Genomic DNA, 22972 nt, shown 5'->3' on the forward strand with positions numbered 1-22972 from the left:
TAACGCTCCATCCCCTCAGTCAAGGGATACTAAATAATCCCTTAGCCGATGAAGTTTCCCTATAAAAACAACGGAATAGGGTCAATCATTTAATTTTTAAGCGATTATTCATTAGAAAAACTAATTAGAACCACTAGGTTTGCACAAAATATTCAAATTCATTAAATATTAAACCGTCCATGCCCACCCTACAACCCGTCGACAGCAGGAAATCAACCACTCAGATGGCTTAGCATTGATATCAGCAGTACCTGATTAAACATATAATTAATTTAACTCTCCAAATCTTCAAATCATGAATAAATCTACAAGAATCTTCCTTTCCGGACTGTGCGCGACTCTGGTTGCTGCCAGCCACCAAATCCAAGCGGAATCAATCACCCTTGAGCCCTCGAAAGATAACTCGATGTTTGAGGAGGCTGATGAAAGCAATGGGCAGGGAACATACCTTTTTGCGGGCCAGACTGCCCCGCGTAACAATAGTGCCCGACGCCGGGCCTTGCTCCAATTTGACCTCAACGGGCAAATTCCGGCGGGAGCGGTGATTGAATCGGTTTCCCTTGAGCTGAGCATGAACAAGACGATCACGGGCAACCAGGCCATGACCCTGCACAGGCTGGCAAAGGATTGGGGCGAAGGCGCCTCGGATGCATCAGGACAGGAGGGACGTGGCACAGCAGCCCAGGCAGGAGATGTCACATGGACTCATACTTTCTATTCCGACCAGTTCTGGTCAACTGTCGGGGGTGATTATGAGCCGACTCCATCAGCGACCCAGTCCGTGGCAGGGGGAACCGTATCATCCCCTGTGGTCTACACATGGAGCGACAAGGGAATGGTGGCTGACGTCCAGTCGTGGATTGAAGCCCCGGAAACAAATTTTGGTTGGATCCTGATTGGTCTGGAGGGCGTCACCAGCGCCAAGCGGTTTTATAGTCGCGAGCATACTGTCGCAGCCCAGCGTCCACAATTGACCATCACCTTCAGCACACCTGGGGCGGGATGGGCTGGCTACTTGATCAGAGAAGACGGACGTAGTGTGGACACCGATGGCTGGATCGGTATTGTCGATGTTGCCAATGCTCCGTGGATCTACAATTACACACTCGACAACTACCTCTACGCGCCCGAGGAAAACATCAACGAAGCGGGCGGCTGGCTCTGGGTCAGTAAGTAGCGACATGCCCCGCATTGTCGAACCGGAGCTACTCGACACGCTTCCTCCGGATGATCCGGCTGCCTTGGCCAGCCGAAAAGATCTAAGGTTGTACAATCACCTGATGGGTAACTTCCAGTGGTTCAAAAAAAAATTGGCCCAAGGCGGTTATCCGAAAAGCATAATTGAGCTCGGTGCGGGCGATGGAAGCCTTGCTCTGTATCTAAAAAATCATGACTGCTTTCAACCCGACACAGTCTACACCGGTGTCGACTTGATACCAGCACCAGCCAACTGGCCCGGAATCTGGACATGGGAAATGGTGGACTTGGTCGACCTGGATCTGATCCGGAGCCCTTCTACCCTTCTGGCCAACCTGATTCTGCACCAGTTTACAGATGAAGAACTCACCCGCCTGGGAAAAAAGATCTCCGCTTCCAACATCAAGCGCCTTTTGATTTGCGAACCCGCAAGGCGTCGCCTTCACATCTGGCAGATCAGGCTATCGCGTTTGTTGGGTTGCCATCCCGTCAGCCTGCACGACGGGCAAGTCAGTATCCGCGCGGGATTTCGCCGTGATGAGTTGGTCCGCATTATGGGCCTCAAGAATACCGAGTGGAAGATCACTTTTTCGGAGACCTTCATGGGCGCCAACCGTTTAATTTGTACCCGACGATGAAGAAGATAACCATTATCGGGGGCGGACTTGGAGGGCTTGCGCTGGCCAATGGCCTTAGGCTGGCGGACGTGCCGGTCGAAGTCATGGAAGCCGGGCACTATCCAAGGCATCGGGTGTGCGGCGAATTCATGGCTGGGCTGACGGAGCAGACAATCCAGGACCTTGGACTGAAGAGCTGTTTTGTCGATGCGCTTCGCCATTCCACCACGTGCTTTTTCAGCAAAGGAAAGGCAATCCGGACCTACGCCCTGCCAAGTCCAGTCCTTGGGATCAGCCGCCACACACTGGATCTGCGGATGGCAAACCTTGTCCGGGAGCGGGGTGGCATTGTCCGGGAAGGGGTTCGAGCTGACTTGAGCCCGGGCAACGGGATTATCCAGACCGGCGGAAACAAGCCAAAAGCAGGTGGTTTCAGTGGCATGAAGGGCCACTGGGGTGACCTCGAAACCCGGGCAGACCTCGAGATGCACATGGGCGAACACTCCTATGTCGGCCTGTCAGCCGTGGAAAATGGCGATATCAATGTCTGCGGCCTCTTTAAACAAATCGCCGTCGGAGAATTCGGCTCACGTCTGGACAGGTTTCTCGCGACGCTCGAAAGGAACGGTCTCGGATATCTCGCCAAACGTCTCTCCAAGGCCAATCTTCGGGAGGATAGCCTATGCTCTGTCGCGGGGCTCCACTACAACTCAATCAGGGGGCATTTCCGGGGAACGCTGGGAGATCGTCATCGCCTCATCCCGCCCTTCACGGGAAACGGCATGACCATCGCCATCGAGAGTGCGGCATCTGTCCTTCCCTTGGCAGTCGCCTATGCCGAAGGTCGCCTGGCATGGGAGCAATTTCTTGAAGAGAGCGATACTCGCCTGCGTGAGCAATTCGCGCATCGCTACAGGACGGCCAATCTCCTTCACCCCTTCCTGCTCTCCCCTTCCCTGCAGTCAATTCTCACAATCCTCTCGCGAGCACGCCTGTTGCCATTCCCGGCCTTATACAAGTTGACGCATGCCTGAGACCTGTCCCACTTAACGAAACCAGATGTATTTATTGTCACTCGAAACCGCAGATCCTGAGACCTTTTTTACGCAGCAGGAATGCCTCGAAATCTTCCTGCGCTCAAAAGCTCCCAAGAGGATGAGAAAACGCTCTGCCTTGCTTATGGAGAAAGTGCTCATGCGCAACAATGGCATTGGAAAACGCGGTTTTTCGTATCCGGAAATCGATACAATTTTTGATGCTAATCCGGGAAAACTGAACCAGGTCTTCGAGCAGAAAGCCCCGGAACTTGGTACACGGGCGCTTGAGAAGGCCCTTGAAGCAGCCGGCATGTCACCCGATGAACTGGACGGGCTAATCGTCTGCACCTGCACCGGCTACCTCTGTCCGGGGTTAAGCAGCTTCATTGCCCAACAGGTTGGTGTCCGGGACTCAGCGGAGTTGACCGATCTTGTCGGCATGGGCTGCGGCGCAGCCATTCCTTCACTCAGACAGGCATCGCACCGGATTGCCGCAGACCCGGACAGCCGGATAGCCGTCATCGCAGTGGAAGTCTGTTCCGCCGCTTTCTATCTCGACGATGACCCCGGGGTCATCATCAGTGCCTGCCTTTTTGGTGACGGGGCCGCCGCCAGCATCTGGACAGGAAACGCCAAAGCCGGTGCATGGAAGGCGTCACGTTTTGACAGCCTGCATCTTCCGGATAAGCGACAGCTTCTTCGCTTTGAAAATGCCAATGGCGCACTGCGGAACCGGTTAAGCAAGGATATACCGGATGAGGCCGCCAAAGCCGTTCGCACGCTCTATGATGCATCGCTTAATCGAGGCATGAATCCCCATGGGCTTACCCTCCTCCCCCACACCGGCGGACGCGATGTCCTCGACTCGATGGAAGAGGCCTTCCCCGGTGAGAAATTTCCTCTAAGCCGCAATGTCCTGAAGAACCATGGCAACATGAGCAGCCCCTCGGTCCTCTATGTGCTCAAGGAAGCCCTCAACAGTGGTGCAGATTCAAACCAACTCTGGCTGACCAGCTTCGGGGCAGGATTTACTGCCTACTGTTGTTGTCTGGGACGAGAAACTTACTAATCCTCCGCAGGCACAGTCCGAACCGGCCGGAAACCGACATAATTGTATTGGGGATTCGGCGAAGGATTCGGGATATTGAAGAACCGCATGGCTGATCGGGAAAATTCGGCACCAACATTCCATGAACCTCCGCGCATGACACGCTGATTAAAAGTACTGGAAGGGGCGCCAAGAGGATCCGTGACAGATCCACTTCCCAAATCTCCATCATACCAATCCCAACACCACTCAAACAGATTCCCCGACATATCAAACAATTTCCAGGCATTGGGCACCTTACCTGTGACGGGCTGCGTGGTCCCGCTACTGTTGCCATTATACCATCCGATTAGATCAAGATTCGGGTCAACTGGTGAAGATCCTGTCTCGGAAATTTCCCCATTATAAAAGGCAGTACTCGTACCTGCACGACAAGCATACTCCCATTCGGCTTCAGTCGGAAGACGATAGCCATCCGCATTGAAATTGCATATGGGGATGTTTGATCCGGTTCGGAACACAACTCCGCCCACGGTGTAGCAGGGTGTTAATCCCTCACGCTCGCTTTTGGCGTTCAACCATTTCAATACAGAAAACCAATCCACTTCTGCAACCGGGTGAGTGCCCGATGCGTCACCGCCCACTCCATTCGTTCCGACCGACAAACCAGTGTAGCTATTGGCAAGAGCCCAGTCGCGGACTTCATTCCACTGGTCCCAGGTCACCTCAGTCTGTTGCATATAGAAATTTCTCGTCAGCGTGACTTCGTGCTGGGTCTCATTCGGCACAACCGGCTCGCGGCCAAGTTCGGTCACCGGGCTCCCCATTGTGAAAGTGCCTGCAGGAATCAGGGAGTAGCCAATGGTTTTAAGCCGGAAGAACTGTTTATCCGTTATTGTAAACGTCCCCGGGGTATCAGCCTGCCATCCTGAAAGGTCCGTGCTGCTCTCGAGGTTAACCTCCAGAGCGCCTCCAGACGCGGGAAAATCGAACTTGATCGGATTGCTGGAAACGGAGGCTCCGCCAGCAGTGGGCTCAATAACTGCCCGGACGTACGCCTGGGTGGCAGATACCGATTGAAGGAACGGGGTCACTGGGACCCAGCTTGAACCATCTGAACTGAGCTCAAGGGAAACATCCCAATCCGAAGCCTGAAGGCCTATGGACAGGAATGAGAAGACAGAAAGAACAGTAACAACAGCGAATTTTGAAGACAGGAACGATTTCATAAGTATATGGGTGGTATGGTATTTATGGCGAGATGTAAAGAGAATACCCTAAAATTCGACAATGCGGATTTGCGCCTCCAGCGTTGCCAATTGAGGCAAAAGTCCTAAACCATTCGCCATGAACATTAAAATCGTTTTTCCACTGCTTCTCTCCACCCTCGTGTTTGTCGGCTGCCAGTCCGCTTATTACAAGACGATGGAGAAATTCGGCGTTGAGAAGCGGGACATTCTTGTTGACCGCGTGGAGGAAGGCCGGGATGCCCAGCAGGAAACCAAGGAAGAGTTCACGGATGCCCTTGAGCAGTTTACCGCGCTGGTAAACTTCGAAGGTGGAGAACTGGAGGAAGTCTACGATTCACTCAGGAAAAAATTCGAGAGTAGCGAAGCGGCAGCCGCCAATGTGAGGGAGGGCATCCGGAGCATTGAATCGGTCAGCCAGGATCTCTTCCGTGAGTGGGAATCCGAGATTGAGGAATACACCAGTGATCAACTCCGTCGTAAAAGCCGTGAGGCCCTCATCCTCACACGCGAAAGCTACGCCGTCATGATGCAGAAAATGCGTGCTGCGGAAGCCAGCATGTATCCTGTTCTGGATTTGTTCCGCGACCAGGTCCTCTTCTTGAAACATAACCTCAATGCACGGGCCATTGCCTCCCTCGATACCGAAGCCGGAGCCATTGCCTCCGAGGTTAAGAAACTTGTTGCCGAAATGGAGGCTTCCATTGCCGAGGCTGATGCCTTTATCGCTTCCATGCGGTAGCTCATTGTGATCCATCCGACAAAGTTTTTTCGCCAGTTCGGAATCCGGGAATTGGTGCTCGCCCTTGGGCTGACTGTATTTGCCCTGGGATTAGTCTTCTATAAAGTCTACGTTCTCGGTTATCGGGTCGTGGAGATTGATCCTGAACCAGGTTACAAGGTTTCCCTTACTGTTGACCTTTATGCCTCCAACCAGGACGTACGGATTTCCACCTTTCTGCCGCTACAAACGCCACGACAGCAAGTCCGTGATGAAATGGAATCCTCCGAGGCATTTGAATTTGCCATCACCCCGGAGCGGGAGGCTATCTGGCATGCAAGGGCTGCCAATGGACAGTATCAGATCCGTTACAGCTTTTTTGTACAAACCAAGGAAAGTGTCTTTGATCTGCCGACAGGAATTCTGAGCCGACCTCGCCCGGATCCATTGCTGGAGGAATTCCTTGCCGAGACCAACTCAATCCAATGCAAGGAGGATGATGTTGTGGCAAAAGCTTGGGAGCTCATGCCGATTGGCATTACGGTCAAGGAAGGCATGCGTAACCTCTTTGACTTTGTCTATCGCGAAGTGGATTACAAACAGGTCCGCGGGCCTACCGATGCCCTGACGGCCTTCCGCCTGAAAGAGGCTTCCTGTAATGGAAAAAACCGGCTACTGATCGCACTCTGCCGGGCGAGAGGTATCCCTGCACGATTTGCCAAGGGATTGATCCTTGAAAACAGCAACAAACGCACCACCCATGCCTGGTCTGAAGTGTATCTTGGTGGACAATGGATCCCGTTTTGCCCGACAAATGGATACTTCTCCAGGATACCCGTGCATTATCTTGAATTGGCCAAGGACGACCGTGCCCTTTTCCGCCACTCCCGTTCAATCGGGTTTGACTGGGAATTTGTCGTGACTCCTCAAGTACAAGCGCTTGAGGAGGCTGTGCAGGCCAACGCGAACAACCCCTTGAACTTTCTCAACTACTGGGTTTCACTGAAAAACAGCGATGTATCGATCCGATTAATCATGGTCATCCTGCTTATTCCGATCGCGGCCTCCGTCGTCAGCATTTCGCGGTCCATGATCGGCCTGCAAACCTTCGGAACATTCATGCCGTCGCTAATTGCCGTCTCATTTCTACAGACTGGCTTCTTCACAGGGTCCCTTCTCTTTATGGGGATCATGATCCTGACCAGCATGATCAACCTGCTTCTCTTTCGCCTGCGCATCCTGCATCTACCAAGGCTTGTCATCATTCTGACAATTGTGGTCATGGCCATCATGGCGGTTTCGGTACTCTCCGTTAATCTGGGTATTCCCGGCTCGGCCGGCGTCAGTCTCTTCCCTATCGCCATCCTTTCTTTGACCAGCGAACGCTTTACCAGGACGATTGATGAGCATGGATGGAAGGAAGCCGGAGTGCGGACTGCCCTCACCTACATCGTATCAGCAGCGTGTTATCTGGTTATCGCGCAGCGTGATCTTCAACTTCTCGTGGCTGCTTTTCCTGAACTTCTTCTCATCAATATTGCACTGAACCTCGCCTTGGGTTCATGGCACGGTCTGCGCCTCATGGAATACCTGCGCTTCAAGCATTTACTTGGACCTGCAAAATCATGAAGTCGAACAGCCTTACCAAATTGGTACGCGAGTCCCTCGACCGCGGCGTCGTCGGTATGAATTTCAGGAACCGGCATCTTGTCGATCGCCTGAACCCGCGTGCGGAAATTTCCGTGGCCCGGGACAAGTCTGCGACAAAAGACCGACTGATTCCTCTCGGAATTCCCACAGCCCGTACAATTGCATTGATCAAGCACTCGAAGGAAATTCCCGGCGTTCTGGAAATGCTTTCCAGTCTCCGGGGAGGCTTTGTTGTTAAGCCATCCAAATCCGCCCAGGGAAGAGGGATCCTTCTCTGCCGCTCCCTGAATGAGGATACCCTGACTAAAACAAGCGGTGAACAACTGGATTGGCGGGATCTCATTTTTCATTTTCACCGAATTCTGCATGGGGAATACTCTTTCGGGCGGCCTGATGACATGATCCTTATTGAAGAGCTCCTCGAGACCGATAGTGACTGGATCATGCCGGACTTGCCGGGGGCTCCTGATTTGCGCATCAAGGTGTGCCAGGGAAAGGTCATGATGGGGATGGTGCGCCTCCCGACAAGCGCTTCGGACGGTCGGGCAAACCTTCACTGCGGAGCCGCAGGGACTGGAATTGACCTTGATAAGGGAATTACCACCGGTGGCATTCTTGACAACCGCCCGTGTGACTTTCATCCGGATAACGGACTCCCTCTTGCAGGACATGTTATTGCAGATTTTCCGCAGTGCATCGAGTTGGCCCAGCGCTGTGCCAGCGCATTCAAGCTTGGTTACATCGGCATTGATCTCATGCGGGACAAGCGCTATGGACCGGTTGTCCTGGAGGTGAATGCGCGTCCCGGGCTGGCCCTGCAGACGGCCAACCGCAAGGGTTTTCTAAACGATTTGTAGTGAACTTCCATGACGCGACAACGACTTCCCATTAATCTGATTCTTGCCTGCTTAATTGTTCTTCCTTGTTTATTTGGATGCGGCAAACGGCCTGAACAAAACCGCTTCACGACACCAGAGCGGGACGTGTCGGCTCCCCTTGGCCTTTCAGAAAACCTGGAACGGACCCACGCCGACTATTCGCTCGCCAAGGAAGCCATGGAAGAGGAGGACTGGGATATTGCGGCATCGTTGCTAGCGCTGCTCCTCGAGGGCTCCGAACCGGAGGCGGCCTTTGCAAACGACCTGGGATACGTCGAAATGCGGAGGGGCCGTCCTGAACAAGCCCTGGAGGCGTTGGAAAAGTCCATTTATCTGGATCCGGATTACGAGCGGGCCTATTTCAACAGGGGAATGGCCCTGTCAAAGTTGGACCGAAACAGCGAAGCAATCGAGGCTTACCAGAAGGCAGTTCAACTGAACGATTTCTATTACGAGGCCTGGTATAATCTCGGTCTCCTGCTCTACAAGGAAAACAACCTGAAAGCCGCAAAGGCTTCATTCCTTCAAATCACTGAACGGACACGCTCAAGTCGGTTCAACAGGGCCTACTACCAGCTGGGATTGATTGCTGCCGACAAAGGGGATGATTCAGAGGCTGTCCGCTACTACAACGAGAGCCTTCTGCTGAACCCGTCTCATATTCCTTCCTACATCAACAAGGCCACTGCCCTGCTGCGCCTGGGGCAGGCGGAAAAGGCAGAGGACCTTCTACGAAAGGCGGCCGCCCTGGAACCCGATAACGCCCGCATCCACTACAATCTTGGTCTGGTCCTGAGACGTTTGGAAAAATTCCAGGAAGCGAAGGAAGCCTACCAGCAGTCTGTCACGCTGAGACCCGGATCAAAGAGGGCATGGCTCAATCTCGGATTTGTTAATGCCTTTTTGGGAGAGCCGGAAAATGCATCCGCTGCCTTCAAACGGGCTCTTGAAATAGATCCGGAATACAATAATGCACGGAGCGCTCTCAACAAACTCGAGGCCGGACTCATCCAGCCCTGATCACTGGCGATTTCCTTATTTTGGCAAAAGCAGTGAATCAAACTTGGGCTTGTAGATAAAAAGCAAGTACACATTAATTCCTGCCAGAACGTAGGCGGGAACCCCGCCAGCGGGAGCAAGGGCAAGATGGAAAAGGACAATGTTCACGCTTATCGGCATCAGGATAACCAACCCGAGGGCACTGAACATCCTTGAGAGTATCAAGGCGCCGGCAACAATCTCCGTGACGGCAATAAGTGGGAACATGTAACCTGTTTCCATCAGTGCGCCCATGAAGGCGCCTGCCGCAGGAGGAAGCTCAGGGGGTGGCATGAATCCGATGAACTTGTTCAGCCCGAAGACGACAAAAGCGAGCCCGAGCAGTAATTGTAGACCTGTGTTGAATTTTGTTATCATAATATACGCTTCTAGGAGTCGTTGGTTGTAAATTTATTCCTAAAACAATTCGAAGCTTCCTCCTCATCTGTAAAAACAGCCCCATTTCCGCGCCTCGCGGGAACAGTGATTGACCCGCAAAATTTAATGCTCCTAATCCGCATCAAGGATGAGAGACGCGTTATTGCTGAGTTTGCAGATGCATTTTAGCTGGTTCATGGAGGCCTTCAGCTCGCGTGGGCGCCTACTTGGGCCAATCGGATTTCGCCGGATCATTTTGCTGTTGTTTGTCTTTCCCATGTACTTGGTTCTACAAGCCACTCACTGGTTTTGCTTCCTTCTCGATGAACTGTTTTTCCGGAACTACCGGAAAGTTCATATCAAGGAGCCCCTTTTCATTTCCGGTATTCCTTCAAGTGGATCATTGTTTGTACATCGGACTATCGCACGCGATACGGGCCAATTCACAACTTTCAAGCGCTGGGAGGCGATCCTCGCCCCTTCGATCGTCGAGAGGCGTCTCATTCGTGGCATCTCAAAAATCGACAGGTTGTTAGGCGCTCCCATTCACCGCGTCTTGAATTTTCTATTGAGAAAAACGGTAGGCCCGGCAGCTGCCCTCAATGAGGAAGGACTTTACGCTCCGGCTGAGGATTCCCTTTGCATGATTCCAGCAAGTGGATTTTTTCTCATGATGACCGCCTTTCCCGCCAGCTCCAGCCTCTGGCAGCTTGGCCGCTTTCAGGAAATTCCAGATAATCATCGTCAAACCCTGGTCCGGTTCTACAGGCGCTGCATGCAAAAACACCTGCACGAGGTTCCCGGAGGGGCCAGGCTTCTATCCCGTAATCCTGCCTTTTCCTCATGGATTCCAGACCTCCGGTTCCTTTTTCCCGACGCCCGCTATCTTGTCTGCGTCCGTGAACCACGTGCCGCCCTGACTTCCAGTCTTGAAAGTCTCCGGCCCGGCTTGGCCTTCTGCGGGACTCTGGCCGCATCCGATATCGTGTCACTTGAATACCAGACTGCCCTCGCCCATTCTTACCGCATCTTATTGGAGGAAAAAGGCAGTTTCCTTGTCGATCATATGGCGGTTATCGATCATAAGGATCTTCTGGAGGACGCCAAAGCGCATTTGCCCAGGCTGATGAGGCAACTTACCATACCACTCAGCGACAGCTTGATCCATGCAATTGATAATGCGAACGCCAAGGCAGGCATGCGACACACCATCCAATCCGGAGCACCGCTGGCCTGGAAGTCCGGGCCAGTTGAATTTGGCTCCTTGGTTACGGGCATTTATAAGGAACTCTTGGAACGCCCCCATATGTCCGCTTCCCGATAGACTGACTGGCATCCTTGACCCGTACTGGAAGCGGGGCATTATTTCAGTATGGACTTTGTCTCCCTGATAATCCGCTACCTCAAGGAAACGTGGTGGCTGACCTCTGAAATGGCCCCATATCTGGTCCTTGGCTTTGTCATTGCGGGCGTCCTTCGCGCTTTCTTCACAGAGGAATGGGTGCGCCGCCACTTGGGACAAAAGGGGCTCTATCAGATTGTAAAGGCTGTCATTATCGGGATTCCCCTCCCGCTCTGCTCATGTGGAGTCATCCCTGTCGCGGCCAGTATTCGCCGCCAAGGTGGTTCCCGCGGTGCTGTGGCTGCCTTCACGGCCGCCACACCACAAACGGGCGTGGATGCCATAGCCGCGACTGTGGGCATGCTGGGCTGGGTCTTTGCGATCGTGCGCGTGATTATTGCCTTCATCAACGGAATCGTGGCGGGACTTGTTGTTGAAAAGTGGGGCGATGGAAACAAGGCCATAACGGCAACGGAAGAAGAAGATTGCTGTGATTCCAGCGAGGAATCGTGTTGTGCAAGCACAACGGAAACATCTTGCTGCTGTGAGTCCGAGACTGAATCCTGCTGCTCCGGATCCGAAGATCCTCAACCGGAGGAAAACAGGCTGGCCTTCCTCCTTTCCGGACTGAAATTCGGACTGGTTACCCTGCCCCGGGATCTTTTCGGTGCCCTTGTTGTCGGGTTACTCCTCGCCGGGGCCATTTCCACATTCATACCACAGGATTTCTTCAGTAACATTCCCGGAGGCCAATTTGGGGTTTACCTGGGAATGACACTGATCTCCCTGCCTTTGTACATTTGCTCTACGGGATCCATTCCAATGGCCTTTACTTTCCTGCAGAGCGGGCTCAGCCCGGGTGCTGTACTCATTTTCCTCATTGCCGGGCCAGCAAGCAACGCGGCAACGGTCACTTCGCTGTGGAAGATTATAGGCGGACGGGCCACCGTGGGCTACATCCTTTCAATTATCGCAACGTGCTGGGTTGCCGCCATCACTCTCGATTTCAGTGGGCTCTCCCTGATGGTTACGCAGGCTGTGCACCATCACGATATGGGCGTCAACCTCTTCCAGCAGTTGATGGGTGGCCTCTTGGTTGCCATCCTTGTCTTCAGCCGCCTTGGCCAATCCCGCATAACAAGAAGCCTGTGAAGGCTCTCACCCCTTGCACAGGCTCCTGTTCTATCGAACTCTCAACTACTCCTAACCAAAACAATAAAATCAACAAACTTTGTAATTGGATTATACAGGATTAGCCGTGTGCATACTATCGGGAATATACCTGATATACCCGGGCAATTTACCCGAGAGGCTTGAGGCCCTTTAAGGTTCGGCCCCAACAAGTTTGGACTGCCTGCTTAGTTGCCCCGCCGAATGACAGATCCCTGAAAATGGATACTGAAACGGTAGACTCTTTTGCGGCGCGTGAAGATCTTGCCGGTCTGTAAATCAATACGGTCCGGAACTTCTTCCTGACGGATATCCACTGCCGCATGGTATCCCCTCTCGGAAAAGACATCAATGGCGATCGCTAGTGCCTGCGAATCGTCAAACACAGTATCCTCTGAATTGATGTAGGCCCGGCCGGAGACGGCATGCCGCAAGACAATTGGCATGAACTTCTCATCGATCAGGAGCACGATCTGCTCAAACAGCTGCAGGTGCCGTTTTGTGTACTGCTCCAATCGCTCCACAAGGTCCTGCCGCGCATGGATGACAATATCCGGCGCAACAGGAATCCGCGAAATCAAATCATTGGTCACCTGATCAAGCTCAAGTGAACTCTGATACTTCAACTCACCGACAATACTCGCCTGAACCTCTTCAACAGAACGCTGCGCATTGATGAAGTGGTAGTGAAAAATCTGCCTCAATGAAGTCAGTGACTCGTAGGTAATCTCCTTGAATGTCCGGTAACGATTTCGGGCGGCCTCAACACTCAAGTCCGTCTTCCGTGTCTCCTCCAGGTTTCCTGATCCAGTCGACCTGACCTGCTCATTGTGCTCGAGGACCTTTCGTCCGCGCTCCAATTGGCGATTCACTGAAACCGCCTCTTCAACATAAAGGACGATGATGTGGAAATTCGGGCGGTGGAAATCTGATTCCATCGAGGTTCCCAGGAACTTCGAGCGCAGCGATGACAGCCGCTGGTAGAAGAGCTTCAAACACTCGACCTGTACTTTCGTCCGCGGAAATCCATCCACGACAACACCGGTCGCATTACGGGGAGCCAGCAATTCCTTGAGAAGAAGAGACGTCACTTCCCGGTCACCGACCATCATGCCGGCGTCCTTCAGGCGCCGGGCCTCAGGACTGTCGAGCAAATCGGATATGACGATGGGCTTTGCAGTGAGCCCGCAATACTCCATGATGAATTGAGTCTGGGTCCCCTTCCCCGCTCCGGGCGCTCCGTTTAGCCAGAAAATCTCGCGCGGAAAAACCAGCTTTTCCTCGCCAAGTTCTTCCAGAAGCTCGCTCCAAACGGAATTGAATATCAATTGAGCATCCTTGATCTCGAGATCGAGGGTACGCTTTGCTGCCTGCTCTTTCGGGTTTTCCAGTGCCTTGTCTGACATATCAAAGTCTATAGGCTATGGGGATACCACCAACCGAAGGCAAGCCTTAGTCCCTGAATCTCGGGCCGAATTAACACTTATGGATCCTAGAGCTCCGGACCAATCACCAGCCGGAATCCGATCGAATTACGGGAAGTTCTTTCGGGGGCCCCTTCACGGGCAGCAGTCCGGACCCGGTCCGCACTGTCTTCCCAGCTGCCGCCTCGGATTGGATGCCCTCGCCCACGCTCGGCGTTGTAAGGGTTCCTGACAGTGCCGCCCGGATGGCGATCCCAAAAACGATCAATGATCCATTCCGCTACATTTCCATGAACATCATAAAGGCCGAATGAATTGGGCTGGAATGACCCCACCCGAAGCGTGCCATACCGGTCCTCAGTGGATTTGCCGAGAATCTCCCCGCTTGCCGAATAAGATCCCTGAAAATTGCCCATGCTTGGATCTGCACTCGAGCCGAAGGAGAATGGCGTCGAGGTATTTGCCCGGGCAGCGTACTCCCACTCAGCCTCGGTGGGTAGCCGGTAAACATAGCCTTCAGGGAGGCGGCCGCTTTGCTGCTCAAACTCCGTCAAGCGCCGGCAAAATTCAGTGGCATCTATCCAAGAGACAGAATCAACCGGATACTGATCGCCTCCGAAGGTGCTCGGGTTGGTACCCATAATGTGTTCATAAACCTCCTGAGTGACCTCAGTAGCCCCGATCCAATATCCATAATCAAGGGTCACGGAAGTCAGGTCATCCTCATTGGGAAGGCGCCTTGCTTCCCTGAGAGGGCTTCCCATCTTGAAGGGTTGGGGCTTTACCCAGACAAGGGGAACATTGAAGTAAGGGGGAGAATAATTCTCACCTTCCTCCGGTCCGGGAAGAAGCTTTAGGGGGACCCGCCATTCACGGACTTCATTGGCCCGTCCCTCAAACCACTGGCTGACGTCATGGTGGTTGCGAATTGTGGCAGACACTCGAACGCGCTGGAACGAGGGAACAAGAAGGGCTCCTTTCTCCGTCAGAGCAACTTCTTCCCCGGCCAGTTTGAAACGTGCCTGGAATCCTCCCTCGATTATCGGGATCAGGCGCATGGGTCTCGGACGCGGGGCAATTGTCAAGGTGGTCGTCTCACCGTCGATAACATCGACTGTTTCCTCAAAGGTGAAGAAGTCCGGATGGCTCAGGAAGACCGTGTATTTTCCCTCTGGAAATCTGCTCTCGAAGAAATCCGTCAGCCGATAGAATTCATCATTGATGGTCAGGAAAAACTCGTCCAGCGGGGGAGGATTTTCCATTGGAAATTCAAGCGTGTAAACAAGGTCACCAATTTTCTGGACGAGTGCGCCGGCATTGAGGGCCCGGCTCTCCCCTTTGGATAACTCAATGACTTCGTCGATAACCCGGTAGCCTTCTTTTTCCACCCGTACATCGATCGGCACACCGATCTCAAGTCCCTCAACACGCAAGGGAGTCAATCCCACCATTGTGTCACCCACATACACCGAGGCACCATCCGGATCAGAAATGACGATCAGTTCCGTTGGGCGGGGAACCTGCTGGAACGTTATCGTGGATGTCTCAGCATCGAGCTCAACAGGTGGGTTCCTGAAAGGAAGGTAGGCGCTGTGCCGCCCGATGAGGGTGTGTTCCCCCTTCAAGAGGCGATCACTGATTTCCAGACCCTCCTCGCTGGTGATTGTCCCTAGAAAAAGGGAAAGATCCGGTGCATTCTCAACATAGACATCCGTCCCAATAGCCGCTTCTATCCGCACGCTTCCAAAATCATAGGAAAGGGAAAATTCACTGCGCACGGGCTCAGAGGCAATTAACTCAATATCAAGAGTCTGGGGTTTTCGTTTCGGAGCACTGACCTGCACGGAATAGTTGCCCGAGCGACCAAAAAGCATCAGGTCCTCTCCGTGAACGATAAAACGGCCTTTTTCAGTCCCGCTGATATTGACCATGGCATTGGGAGGAGAAACTTCAAAAATCAGATTGGCCGCCTCCGGTGCATACACCCTTCGGATTGAAGGCACCTCGTCCGGCGCATCAAAATCCGAGTCAATAATATGCTTTAACAAGGCTGCGGTTCCCACTGCAAGAATCCCCGCAAAGCTGAGCATGAGAAGCCGGACAAGAAACAGCGCGCGCATTCCCAGGGCCCGCTCCAATCCTTGCGGGACCGGAATCCGGTCGAGAGTCCTCATTACCCGCTTCTTCTCGCCCTTGCTGACCGGATCACCCGCCAGGTCCTCGATCCGGGCCAAGTCACGCACAAATGAGCGGTAATGGGGAAAGCGGTCAGACGGTTTAGGCTCAAGGCAGTGGCTGATAAATAAATCCCATCCGGAATCAATATCCTTGCGCACTTTGCTGGGAAGCTTCCATCGACTCACCGGTTTTGATCCGGTCAGCATGAAGTAGGCACACATTCCAATGGCATAGAAGTCACTCCGCTGGTCACGCTTCTTGAAATTGCGTATTTCCGGACTGAGGATTTCGATCGCCTCAAACGTCTTGCTCTTGTCAACCTGTATCGGGATTACCGCACCGCTGACAAAGCGTTCAAAGGCGGTATAGGAGATGCATTGAAAAAGGCCCACCCCGGCTATGCGCACTTCTCCATCCTCGTTCATGAAGAGGAAATCGGGCGTCAGGAACAGGTGCATCTGCTCAATCTTCGCGGCATCCTCAAGGCCTTTTCCGATGGAATGAAGAATTATCTGCACGGTCTCAGCAGACATCGGATCGCGGCGCTTCAGGACAACATCGTTCATTGAACGAAAGTTACCACCCGGATATTGCACAACGAGATTACCGGCAATGCGATTCACTTCCTGTGCAGCAAGAACGGCTGGATCTGAAAGCCGCTTTTGCCGGGCGACCACTTCCTTGTACCGGGCATGAAACCGGGAATCTGCCCGGAGCAAGGCTTCCGGGATTATATGGATCAGGACGGTCTCATGAATGCCTTTGTGGGTCGCGGAGAAGAAGCTGCCTAAAATGCTTGAGGAAAGGTGCTTCCTCAAAAGGTATGGACCAATGGTCTCGCCTTCCTTGGGGATCTGGATGAATTCTGCCAACATGATCTATCAGTCGTTCTTGGAGGTTGTGTTCTGCACCTGCACAGGGAAAGGGCTTGTTTCACTGCCACTGTAGAGGGTCATGTGCGGGAATGGAATTTCTATGTCTTCCTCGTCAAAACGCTCCTTGATATCCTTCATGATGCTGTTTCTCAGAACAAGGTAATTTGATTTTTCAAACCACAATCCGAAACGGAATTGCAGGGCGCTGTCGCCAAAATGATTAAAGAGAATCAGGGGGGCGGGGTCATCAAGAACAAAGGGGTTCTTTGTCGCGAGATCCTTGAGTACTTCCATGACTCTACCCACGTCCTCCCGATAAGCCACTCCAATGTCCAGATCCATCCGACGTATCGGATATTTGGTGACAGTCGTCACTTGGTTCTTGATCATCGACTCATTTGGAATGCGTACGTACAGATTATCCAGCGTACGCAATTTAATGGACAAGAGGTCGATTGACTCCACTACCCCGAGCGTGTCATTAACGCGTACAAGGTCCCCGATGCTGAAAGGTTGTTCGCCTATAAGGAAGAGGCCGCTGATTAAATTGCTGAGACTGGTCTGGGCGGCAAAGCCAATGGCAACGGTGGCAATGCCCGCTGTGGCGAGCAGGCCCCTCAGGTCAAAGCCCAGTTCCAGCATCACCGACAAAAGTATGATGATCGATCCAACGTAGAAGATGAACTTTCGGGCAAGTTGGGAAAAATGGGGTGTTTGCCGGCTTGCCAGGAAGCGGCTGACCGCAAAGGAGAAAAGATAGAGTAGTGCAAAGCCGATAAACACCAGAAGGATTACCCGGATCAGACTTCCTGTCTCCGGATCATCCATCATCATTTGCAAATCAATCAAAGCCAGCATGTCTTCCTTATCTACCAATTATGAAATCGTTTTTGAATCCTGAATGAAAGGTCAGGCGATGAAGGCCCTTATCGGTTTGCTTGACGGCAGAAGCCACCTTGAGGGCATCGTCTTCCATTTCCGGTTGAAGCCCCTCATAGCGGATATTGGTGCCCTTAAAATTGCCGTCATGCTTGATTCCGACCTTCGAGCTCCAGAGGTGACGGTTGCCACAATACAAGGACACGTAATTGGGTCGAAAACACAGCTTCTCGAAAACAAGACTCTCATCCGAACGGTTTTTGATCTGAATCGGGCAAACAACATGATGGGGATATGGATTCAGGACCGAGAAATCCCGTTCTGCAGCAAATGGGAGGGAATAACAGAATTCACCAACGGTGGGGTGTCCGAACCAGGTATCGGATAGTTGCCGGGATGGCACTATTCCCAACTCGATTTCCTTTCCTTTGTCCTCGACCCGGATGGAAATGAAAACCGGCATCAGCACGAAAAAGAGGCCAAGCTCACCAACAGGGATAACAACGGGATGCTCCGGCTTCACGACAAGCGGGCGGTCCGGGACGGTTGGCTGGAAGCGGACTTCTCGTGGAGCAGAGGCAAATACGGTCTTGGTCCATTCCATTCCTTCGGGAATGACATCAAAAGGGACCTGGGCAATATCCTGGACATCGGACAGGTCGCCATACTCGCAGGCGTATGCCCATTCCTGATCGTTGCGCGAAACCCATAACTTAAGAGGACCCAGACGCGCCAGGCTCACGCGGTTTTCACCGATTCTCCTCGCTGACCAGAATTGCCGAAGATCCCTCATTTCGTCTTGCTGAGTATATTTTCGATACGCTTGAAAATACTCTCCACGGGGGCGAGCTTGCCCTGCCCTTCATATCCGCAAGCCAGCATGCCCTCCGCTGTTTCCATGACGGAGTGGCCCCGTTTTTCCAGAACCTCCAGGTTATGCTGGGTCGCTGGATGGGTCAGCATCTTGCCGTTCATCGCCGGGGCAATGAGGACAGGTGCCCGGGTTGCCAGATAGATATTGCAGAGAAGATTGGGCGCCAAACCGTTTGAGAAAGAGGCAATCGTGTGGGCTGTCGCTGGCACCACGGCCAGCAGGTCAGCCGAATCGGCAAGGTCAATATGGCCGGGTTGCCAGCCCTTCTCCTCGGCCCAGAGGTCGACTGCGACCGGATTCCGGCTCAGCGTCTGCAGCGTTATCGGGGCAATGATTCGCGTTGCCGCCTCAGTCATGACCACACGCACCTGCGCCCCGGCCTGAACAAGCAGGCTGGTCAGGTCGGCAGCCTTGTAGGCGGCAATGGAGCCGGTAACCCCGAGGACGATACACTTATCCTTCACTGCCGGGAGTTTCCTTGTTGAGGTAAATGACATACGAATCTGCGACCATATCATGCAGGCCCCGCTTGTGCGCAGTGAAGGCCACGACCACGCAACTGATTATCATCAAGGCGCTCAGGCCGTAATAAACATAGTACAGAAGCTCGTTGGATTGCTGGAACTCAACCATTGCGGCAGGATCAAACGGGGAAAGCCCCTGCTCGATCATCTTGATCTGCAAAAGCATGTTGGGGATGATCGGCAGGATAAAAAGTCCTGACCGGACAAATCCTCCGGCAACCCCGATCCGTTGGCCTTCCGCATTGATCACCCGGAGACCGATGGCCAGCTTACCCGCTGTCCCGCCAAGAATGCCCTCCAAAACGGGCTTGTAGGCGATCAGGGGGATCATCAAGAGGATATATGCCGGTACGGATTTGATAAACAGGGCCAAGACCCCGAAAACCAGTAGAATCAGGAAATCGATAAAATAGGCGGCGACACGGATCCAGAAGCCGGCCGGCCGGGTTTCTTCAAGCAGGAATTCCTCGGTTGTTACATTTTCATCTAACATGCCGCCCAGTAAACCCATTTCTTTCCTTCTGAAAACAATAATCGCCACTTCCCGGCCTGAAATCCCCAATCCTTGACAGCCTCGAATCCTTTGCTGAGGCTCAGAGGTTCTCGCTCATGGAAAAAGATCCCATCAAAAAGTATGTTCCTTACCCGGTGATTGATCTCCCCGATCGCACATGGCCGGGCAACCGTATTGAGCACGCTCCGATCTGGTGCTCGGTCGACTTGCGGGATGGTAACCAGGCCCTCCCGATTCCCATGACCGTCGACGAAAAAACGGAGCTGTTTGAGCACCTGGTCAAGCTTGGCTTCAAGGAGATTGAAGTCGGCTTTCCAAGCGCTTCAGAGACCGAATTTCGCTTCCTCCGCAATCTGATCGAGGAAAATCGCATCCCCGAGGATGTTACCGTGCAATGCCTCGTGCAATGCCGGGAGCACCTGATTCGACGGACCTTTGAAGCTCTTGACGGGGCTCCAAACGCCATTGTTCACTTTTACAACAGTACCAATCCCCTCCAGCGACGGGTCACATTCAACTTGTCCAAGGAGGAGATTCGAGACATTGCCGTCAAAGGCGCACAGCTCTGTATGGAGCTGAAGGATTCGACATCCTGCCGCAACGTTCGCTTCCAGTATTCACCCGAGAGCTTCACCGATACTGAACTGGAGTATTCGCTTGAGGTCTGCGAGGCCGTCAAGGCCGTCATTGCCCCTACGCCCGACAACCCGCTCATTTTGAATCTGCCGGCCACGGTCGAGCTATTCACCCCGAATGTGCATGCTGACCAGATTGAGTGGTTCTGCCGCAACATCTCCGGGCGAGAGTCGGTTCTCATCAGCCTCCATACCCATAACGACCGTGGCACCGGCGTTGCGGCAACCGAACTGGGCCTGATGGCCGGTGCAGACCGGGTGGAAGGAACCCTCTTCGGCAATGGTGAACGCACCGGTAACCTCGATATTGTGACAGTGGCCCTGAATATGTACACTCAGGGGGTTGATCCTAATCTCGACTTGAGCGATTTGCCCAATACCCGCGAGATTTACGAGCGGACAACCCGGATGAGCGTGCATGAACGCCATCCCTACGGGGGCGATCTTGTCTTTACCGCCTTCAGCGGCTCGCACCAGGATGCTATCAAGAAGGGCATGGACGCACGCGCCAAATCGGACTCACCTCTCTGGCAGGTTCCCTATCTTCCGATTGATTGCGAGGACATCGGACGGACCTATCAGGCGATTATCCGGATCAACAGCCAGAGCGGTAAAGGCGGTGTCGCCTATGTCTTGGAAAGAACCTACGGTATCCAGATGCCAAAGCCCATGCACCCCGAATTCGGCAATGTCGTCACCGCCCTCGCGGACGACCAGAGCGCCGAACTGAACAGCCTGCAAATCTGGGAAGCCTTCGAGCACGAGTATCTGAAGCGCAGTTCTCCACTCGAATTGGTGGATTACGACATCGATCACAAACCGGACGATGTGCACAGCGTGCACATGTCTGCCGAGGTCGTCTTTGAGGGAGAAAAACGTGTTCTTCAGGGCAGCGGAAACGGACCGATCGCCGCATTTGTGAGCGCCTTGGATTCCGGAGGGCTGAAGGATTTCAACCTGCAAAACTATTCACAGCACTCCATTTCCCGCGGAAGTGCGGCTGATGCGGTCAGTTTTGTCGAGATCCAGCGTTCGAGCGACAAGTACAGTTTCTGGGGTGCCAGCATCGACTCGAATGTCGAGAATGGCGGCCTGATGGCGCTAGTCAGCGCCTATAACCGGTTACACGCCTGAAAAGGCTCTGCAGAAGGTAGACAGCTCCCGCGAGGAGAATAATCGCAGGTCCAGTGGGCCAGTCCCAGAGGAAACCGACGACAATACCGACGGTAACAAAGACGAAGGTCAGCACGCTTGAAAATACCATCATTGCCTTCAAGGAGCGGACATATTGACCGGCCATCGCGGCGGGAATTGTGAGGAGGGCCACGACCAGGACGACTCCGACAACTGAGACAAGCAATACCACCGTAACAGCGATCAAGCAGAGCAGAAGCGTGTAGGTAAATCCCACCCCCAAGCCGCGCAGACGGGCCTGTTCCTCGTCAAAGCAGACCGCCTGCAGCCGGTTGTAACCAAAAACCATGACAACAAGCAGGACAAGGTCCATCAAGCCGACCAGGACAAGGTCGGTCGGTGATAATATCAGGATATTGCCAAAGAGGTAGGTCATGGGATCCGTGTAGCCCGGTGTCCGCGCAAGAAAGACAAGCCCGGTGGCCATGCCCACGGCCCAGACCGCCCCAATAACGCTGTCCTCCCGGGCAAATCCGGAATTGCGTATCAGGGATATCATGACAGCAGCGAGCAGTGCGGCAAGAAGGGCTCCGAGAAGCGGGTGCAACCATTCGATTCCATGCGCTCGCTGAAAATAAAGGGCCGCCCCGATTCCGCCCAGAACAGCATGGGAGATGGCTCCGGCGACATAGCTGATCCGCTTGACGACAACCAGACTACCAGTCATCCCGAAGGCCACACTCGACATGAGGCCCATGAGAAGAGCCACCCGGAGAAAATTAATATCCGGGTCGGTAAGCGCCTCCATGAAAGCGTTCATTCCGGTTCCTCCCTCTCTTCACTGGAATGGGAATGCCCGTGGGGCAAATGGTGATCGTGCCGGACGGCCTTCACGGATTCCCCGTAGAGCCGCTGCACGGCACGGTCCTCGACCTTTTCAAGAGGATGATATTCAGCAGTCCTGTTGATGCACAGTACCTCATCCACGAGACCCGAGACAAAAGAGGCGTCATGGGTCACAAGGATAATTGTCATGCGGTTGTGCAAGGACTTCAAGTGCTCCAGCAACTTGGCCTCGATATGGGCATCCACCATCGCGGTCGGCTCGTCGAGAAGGAGGAGTTGCGGATTATTGACAAGTGCCCGGGCGATTAGGACGCGCTGTTTCATGCCACCCGACAGGTTAATGTAGGTCTCCCTGCGATAATCGAGCAGATTGACTTCTTCCAATGCGCGCTCAGTGGCTGCATTATCCTCCTTTGTATAGAAGCCGAAGCCCCCGTGCCGAAGGCGACCCATGCGAACAATTCCCTCAACATCAATGGGGAACATTGAGTCAATCTGCACATGCTGAGGCATGTAGCCCACTTGCAGGCGGGCCTTGCGCGGATCCTCTCCCAGCACTTTAACTGTCCCGCTCTGTGGTTTCACCAAGCCCAGCAAGACCTTCAACAGCGTGCTCTTCCCTCCCCCATTGGGACCGACAAGACAGATTGTCTTTCGCTCGGGAACGTCAAAACTCACGTGATCCAATACCGTCACAGGTCCGTATCGGACAACGACATCCCGGCAATGGATTACAGGTTCAGAACTCATGCAACTGGTCCTAGCA

20 protein-coding genes and 1 pseudogene are annotated in these 22972 nt (G+C 53.4%); 11 read left to right on the top strand and 10 right to left on the bottom strand.

Annotated elements, in window-relative coordinates:
- Window positions 1-295: 295 nt before the first annotated feature.
- Genes G0Q06_RS11895 through G0Q06_RS11910 form a run of 4 tightly spaced genes read left to right on the top strand, consistent with a single transcriptional unit; the run spans window position 296 to window position 3920 of the window.
- Window positions 296-1177 (top strand): DNRLRE domain-containing protein, encoded by an 882-nt coding sequence (locus tag G0Q06_RS11895; RefSeq protein ID WP_163966273.1) that lies wholly within the window; start codon window positions 296-298, stop codon window positions 1175-1177.
- 4 nt (window positions 1178-1181) lie between these two features.
- A complete protein-coding gene (locus tag G0Q06_RS11900) occupies window positions 1182-1835 on the top strand; it encodes a class I SAM-dependent methyltransferase (protein WP_163966276.1) in 654 nt (217 codons plus the stop codon).
- On the top strand, window positions 1832-2848 hold the full coding sequence (locus G0Q06_RS11905) for an NAD(P)/FAD-dependent oxidoreductase (protein WP_163966279.1): 1017 nt from the start codon (window positions 1832-1834) through the stop codon (window positions 2846-2848). Before G0Q06_RS11900 ends, G0Q06_RS11905 begins: the two co-directional genes overlap by 4 nt.
- Window positions 2849-2873: 25 nt before the next feature.
- Window positions 2874-3920 (top strand): type III polyketide synthase, encoded by a 1047-nt coding sequence (locus G0Q06_RS11910; protein WP_163966283.1) that lies wholly within the window; start codon window positions 2874-2876, stop codon window positions 3918-3920.
- Here the strand turns inward: G0Q06_RS11910 and G0Q06_RS11915 are convergent.
- Complete coding sequence (locus G0Q06_RS11915; RefSeq protein ID WP_163966284.1) at window positions 3917-5128, bottom strand: formylglycine-generating enzyme family protein; 1212 nt, start codon at window positions 5126-5128, stop codon at window positions 3917-3919. The genes G0Q06_RS11910 and G0Q06_RS11915 overlap by 4 nt on opposite strands.
- 118 nt (window positions 5129-5246) lie before the next feature.
- On the opposite strand from G0Q06_RS11915, the gene G0Q06_RS11920 reads away from it, so the two are divergent.
- From G0Q06_RS11920 to G0Q06_RS11935, 4 genes are read left to right on the top strand one after another with little or no spacing between them, the layout of a single operon-like run.
- The gene (locus G0Q06_RS11920) at window positions 5247-5888 is read left to right on the top strand and encodes a DUF2959 domain-containing protein (protein ID WP_163966286.1); all 642 of its coding nucleotides are present in this window, start codon (window positions 5247-5249) and stop codon (window positions 5886-5888) included.
- A 6-nt stretch (window positions 5889-5894) separates the two neighbouring features.
- The gene (locus G0Q06_RS11925) at window positions 5895-7496 is read left to right on the top strand and encodes a 7TM domain-containing protein (protein ID WP_163966291.1); all 1602 of its coding nucleotides are present in this window, start codon (window positions 5895-5897) and stop codon (window positions 7494-7496) included.
- Window positions 7493-8374, top strand: a complete 882-nt coding sequence (locus tag G0Q06_RS11930; protein ID WP_163966293.1) for a sugar-transfer associated ATP-grasp domain-containing protein — start codon at window positions 7493-7495, stop codon at window positions 8372-8374. The genes G0Q06_RS11925 and G0Q06_RS11930 overlap by 4 nt, the downstream gene beginning before the upstream one ends.
- A gap of 9 nt (window positions 8375-8383) precedes the next feature.
- Complete coding sequence (locus G0Q06_RS11935) at window positions 8384-9415, top strand: tetratricopeptide repeat protein (RefSeq protein ID WP_163966298.1); 1032 nt, start codon at window positions 8384-8386, stop codon at window positions 9413-9415.
- Window positions 9416-9441: 26 nt separating this feature from the next.
- On the opposite strand, the pseudogene G0Q06_RS14915 reads toward G0Q06_RS11935, so the two are convergent.
- A pseudogene (locus G0Q06_RS14915) lies at window positions 9442-9489 on the bottom strand (hypothetical protein); the annotation flags it as partial.
- 470 nt (window positions 9490-9959) lie between these two features.
- Here G0Q06_RS14915 and G0Q06_RS11950 point away from each other — a divergent pair.
- Entirely contained in the window at window positions 9960-11135 is a 1176-nt protein-coding gene (locus tag G0Q06_RS11950) for a sulfotransferase (RefSeq protein ID WP_163966307.1), read from the top strand.
- A gap of 48 nt (window positions 11136-11183) precedes the next feature.
- On the top strand, window positions 11184-12305 hold the full coding sequence (locus tag G0Q06_RS11955; protein ID WP_163966311.1) for an SO_0444 family Cu/Zn efflux transporter: 1122 nt from the start codon (window positions 11184-11186) through the stop codon (window positions 12303-12305).
- Between the two features lie 206 nt (window positions 12306-12511).
- Here G0Q06_RS11955 and G0Q06_RS11960 read toward each other — a convergent pair whose 3' ends face one another.
- The 6 genes from G0Q06_RS11960 to G0Q06_RS11985 form a co-directional block, all read right to left on the bottom strand.
- Window positions 12512-13729 carry a nucleoside monophosphate kinase gene (locus G0Q06_RS11960; RefSeq protein WP_163966315.1) on the bottom strand — a complete coding sequence of 406 codons (1218 nt, stop codon included), beginning with the start codon at window positions 13727-13729 and terminating at the stop codon, window positions 12512-12514.
- An 86-nt stretch (window positions 13730-13815) separates the two neighbouring features.
- The gene (locus G0Q06_RS11965) at window positions 13816-16800 is read right to left on the bottom strand and encodes an SUMF1/EgtB/PvdO family nonheme iron enzyme (RefSeq protein WP_163966324.1); all 2985 of its coding nucleotides are present in this window, start codon (window positions 16798-16800) and stop codon (window positions 13816-13818) included.
- Between the two features lie 6 nt (window positions 16801-16806).
- Entirely contained in the window at window positions 16807-17676 is an 870-nt protein-coding gene (locus G0Q06_RS11970; protein ID WP_238710784.1) for a mechanosensitive ion channel family protein, read from the bottom strand.
- Window positions 17666-18472, bottom strand: a complete 807-nt coding sequence (locus tag G0Q06_RS11975; protein WP_163966336.1) for a DUF432 domain-containing protein — start codon at window positions 18470-18472, stop codon at window positions 17666-17668. Before G0Q06_RS11975 ends, G0Q06_RS11970 begins: the two co-directional genes overlap by 11 nt.
- Complete coding sequence (locus G0Q06_RS11980) at window positions 18469-19017, bottom strand: flavoprotein (protein ID WP_338045135.1); 549 nt, start codon at window positions 19015-19017, stop codon at window positions 18469-18471. Before G0Q06_RS11980 ends, G0Q06_RS11975 begins: the two co-directional genes overlap by 4 nt.
- Window positions 19007-19588: an RDD family protein gene (locus G0Q06_RS11985; RefSeq protein ID WP_238710791.1), complete on the bottom strand. Its 582-nt coding sequence runs from the start codon at window positions 19586-19588 to the stop codon at window positions 19007-19009. Before G0Q06_RS11985 ends, G0Q06_RS11980 begins: the two co-directional genes overlap by 11 nt.
- 98 nt (window positions 19589-19686) lie before the next feature.
- Here G0Q06_RS11985 and leuA point away from each other — a divergent pair, with 98 nt between their 5' ends.
- Window positions 19687-21360, top strand: coding sequence for a 2-isopropylmalate synthase (gene leuA / locus G0Q06_RS11990; RefSeq protein WP_163966341.1), 1674 nt, complete (start codon window positions 19687-19689; stop codon window positions 21358-21360).
- On the opposite strand, the gene G0Q06_RS11995 is transcribed toward leuA, so the two are convergent.
- Window positions 21332-22180 (bottom strand): metal ABC transporter permease, encoded by an 849-nt coding sequence (locus tag G0Q06_RS11995; RefSeq protein ID WP_163966343.1) that lies wholly within the window; start codon window positions 22178-22180, stop codon window positions 21332-21334. The genes leuA and G0Q06_RS11995 overlap by 29 nt on opposite strands.
- On the bottom strand, window positions 22177-22956 hold the full coding sequence (locus G0Q06_RS12000; RefSeq protein ID WP_163966345.1) for a metal ABC transporter ATP-binding protein: 780 nt from the start codon (window positions 22954-22956) through the stop codon (window positions 22177-22179). Before G0Q06_RS12000 ends, G0Q06_RS11995 begins: the two co-directional genes overlap by 4 nt.
- Window positions 22957-22972 lie beyond the last annotated feature (16 nt).

Source organism: Oceanipulchritudo coccoides, assembly GCF_010500615.1.
In the GTDB taxonomy this organism is placed as follows: Bacteria; Verrucomicrobiota; Verrucomicrobiia; order Opitutales; family Oceanipulchritudinaceae; genus Oceanipulchritudo; species Oceanipulchritudo coccoides.

Excerpts from the sequence above, each read along its gene's own strand:
- G0Q06_RS11920 (WP_163966286.1), top strand. The coding sequence starts at position 5,247 with ATGAACATTAAAATCGTTTTTCCACTGCTTCTCTCCACCCTCGTGTTT.
- G0Q06_RS11905 (WP_163966279.1), top strand. The coding sequence starts at position 1,832 with ATGAAGAAGATAACCATTATCGGGGGCGGACTTGGAGGGCTTGCGCTG.
- G0Q06_RS11950 (WP_163966307.1), top strand. The coding sequence starts at position 9,960 with ATGAGAGACGCGTTATTGCTGAGTTTGCAGATGCATTTTAGCTGGTTC.
- G0Q06_RS11965 (WP_163966324.1), bottom strand. The coding sequence starts at position 16,800 with ATGTTGGCAGAATTCATCCAGATCCCCAAGGAAGGCGAGACCATTGGT.
- G0Q06_RS11910 (WP_163966283.1), top strand. The coding sequence starts at position 2,874 with ATGTATTTATTGTCACTCGAAACCGCAGATCCTGAGACCTTTTTTACG.
- G0Q06_RS12000 (WP_163966345.1), bottom strand. The coding sequence starts at position 22,956 with ATGAGTTCTGAACCTGTAATCCATTGCCGGGATGTCGTTGTCCGATAC.
- G0Q06_RS11975 (WP_163966336.1), bottom strand. The coding sequence starts at position 18,472 with ATGAGGGATCTTCGGCAATTCTGGTCAGCGAGGAGAATCGGTGAAAAC.
- G0Q06_RS11985 (WP_238710791.1), bottom strand. The coding sequence starts at position 19,588 with ATGGGTTTACTGGGCGGCATGTTAGATGAAAATGTAACAACCGAGGAA.
- G0Q06_RS11930 (WP_163966293.1), top strand. The coding sequence starts at position 7,493 with ATGAAGTCGAACAGCCTTACCAAATTGGTACGCGAGTCCCTCGACCGC.
- G0Q06_RS11995 (WP_163966343.1), bottom strand. The coding sequence starts at position 22,180 with ATGAACGCTTTCATGGAGGCGCTTACCGACCCGGATATTAATTTTCTC.
- G0Q06_RS11915 (WP_163966284.1), bottom strand. The coding sequence starts at position 5,128 with ATGAAATCGTTCCTGTCTTCAAAATTCGCTGTTGTTACTGTTCTTTCT.
- G0Q06_RS11935 (WP_163966298.1), top strand. The coding sequence starts at position 8,384 with ATGACGCGACAACGACTTCCCATTAATCTGATTCTTGCCTGCTTAATT.
- G0Q06_RS11960 (WP_163966315.1), bottom strand. The coding sequence starts at position 13,729 with ATGTCAGACAAGGCACTGGAAAACCCGAAAGAGCAGGCAGCAAAGCGT.
- G0Q06_RS11895 (WP_163966273.1), top strand. The coding sequence starts at position 296 with ATGAATAAATCTACAAGAATCTTCCTTTCCGGACTGTGCGCGACTCTG.
- G0Q06_RS11955 (WP_163966311.1), top strand. The coding sequence starts at position 11,184 with ATGGACTTTGTCTCCCTGATAATCCGCTACCTCAAGGAAACGTGGTGG.
- G0Q06_RS11900 (WP_163966276.1), top strand. The coding sequence starts at position 1,182 with ATGCCCCGCATTGTCGAACCGGAGCTACTCGACACGCTTCCTCCGGAT.
- leuA (WP_163966341.1), top strand. The coding sequence starts at position 19,687 with ATGGAAAAAGATCCCATCAAAAAGTATGTTCCTTACCCGGTGATTGAT.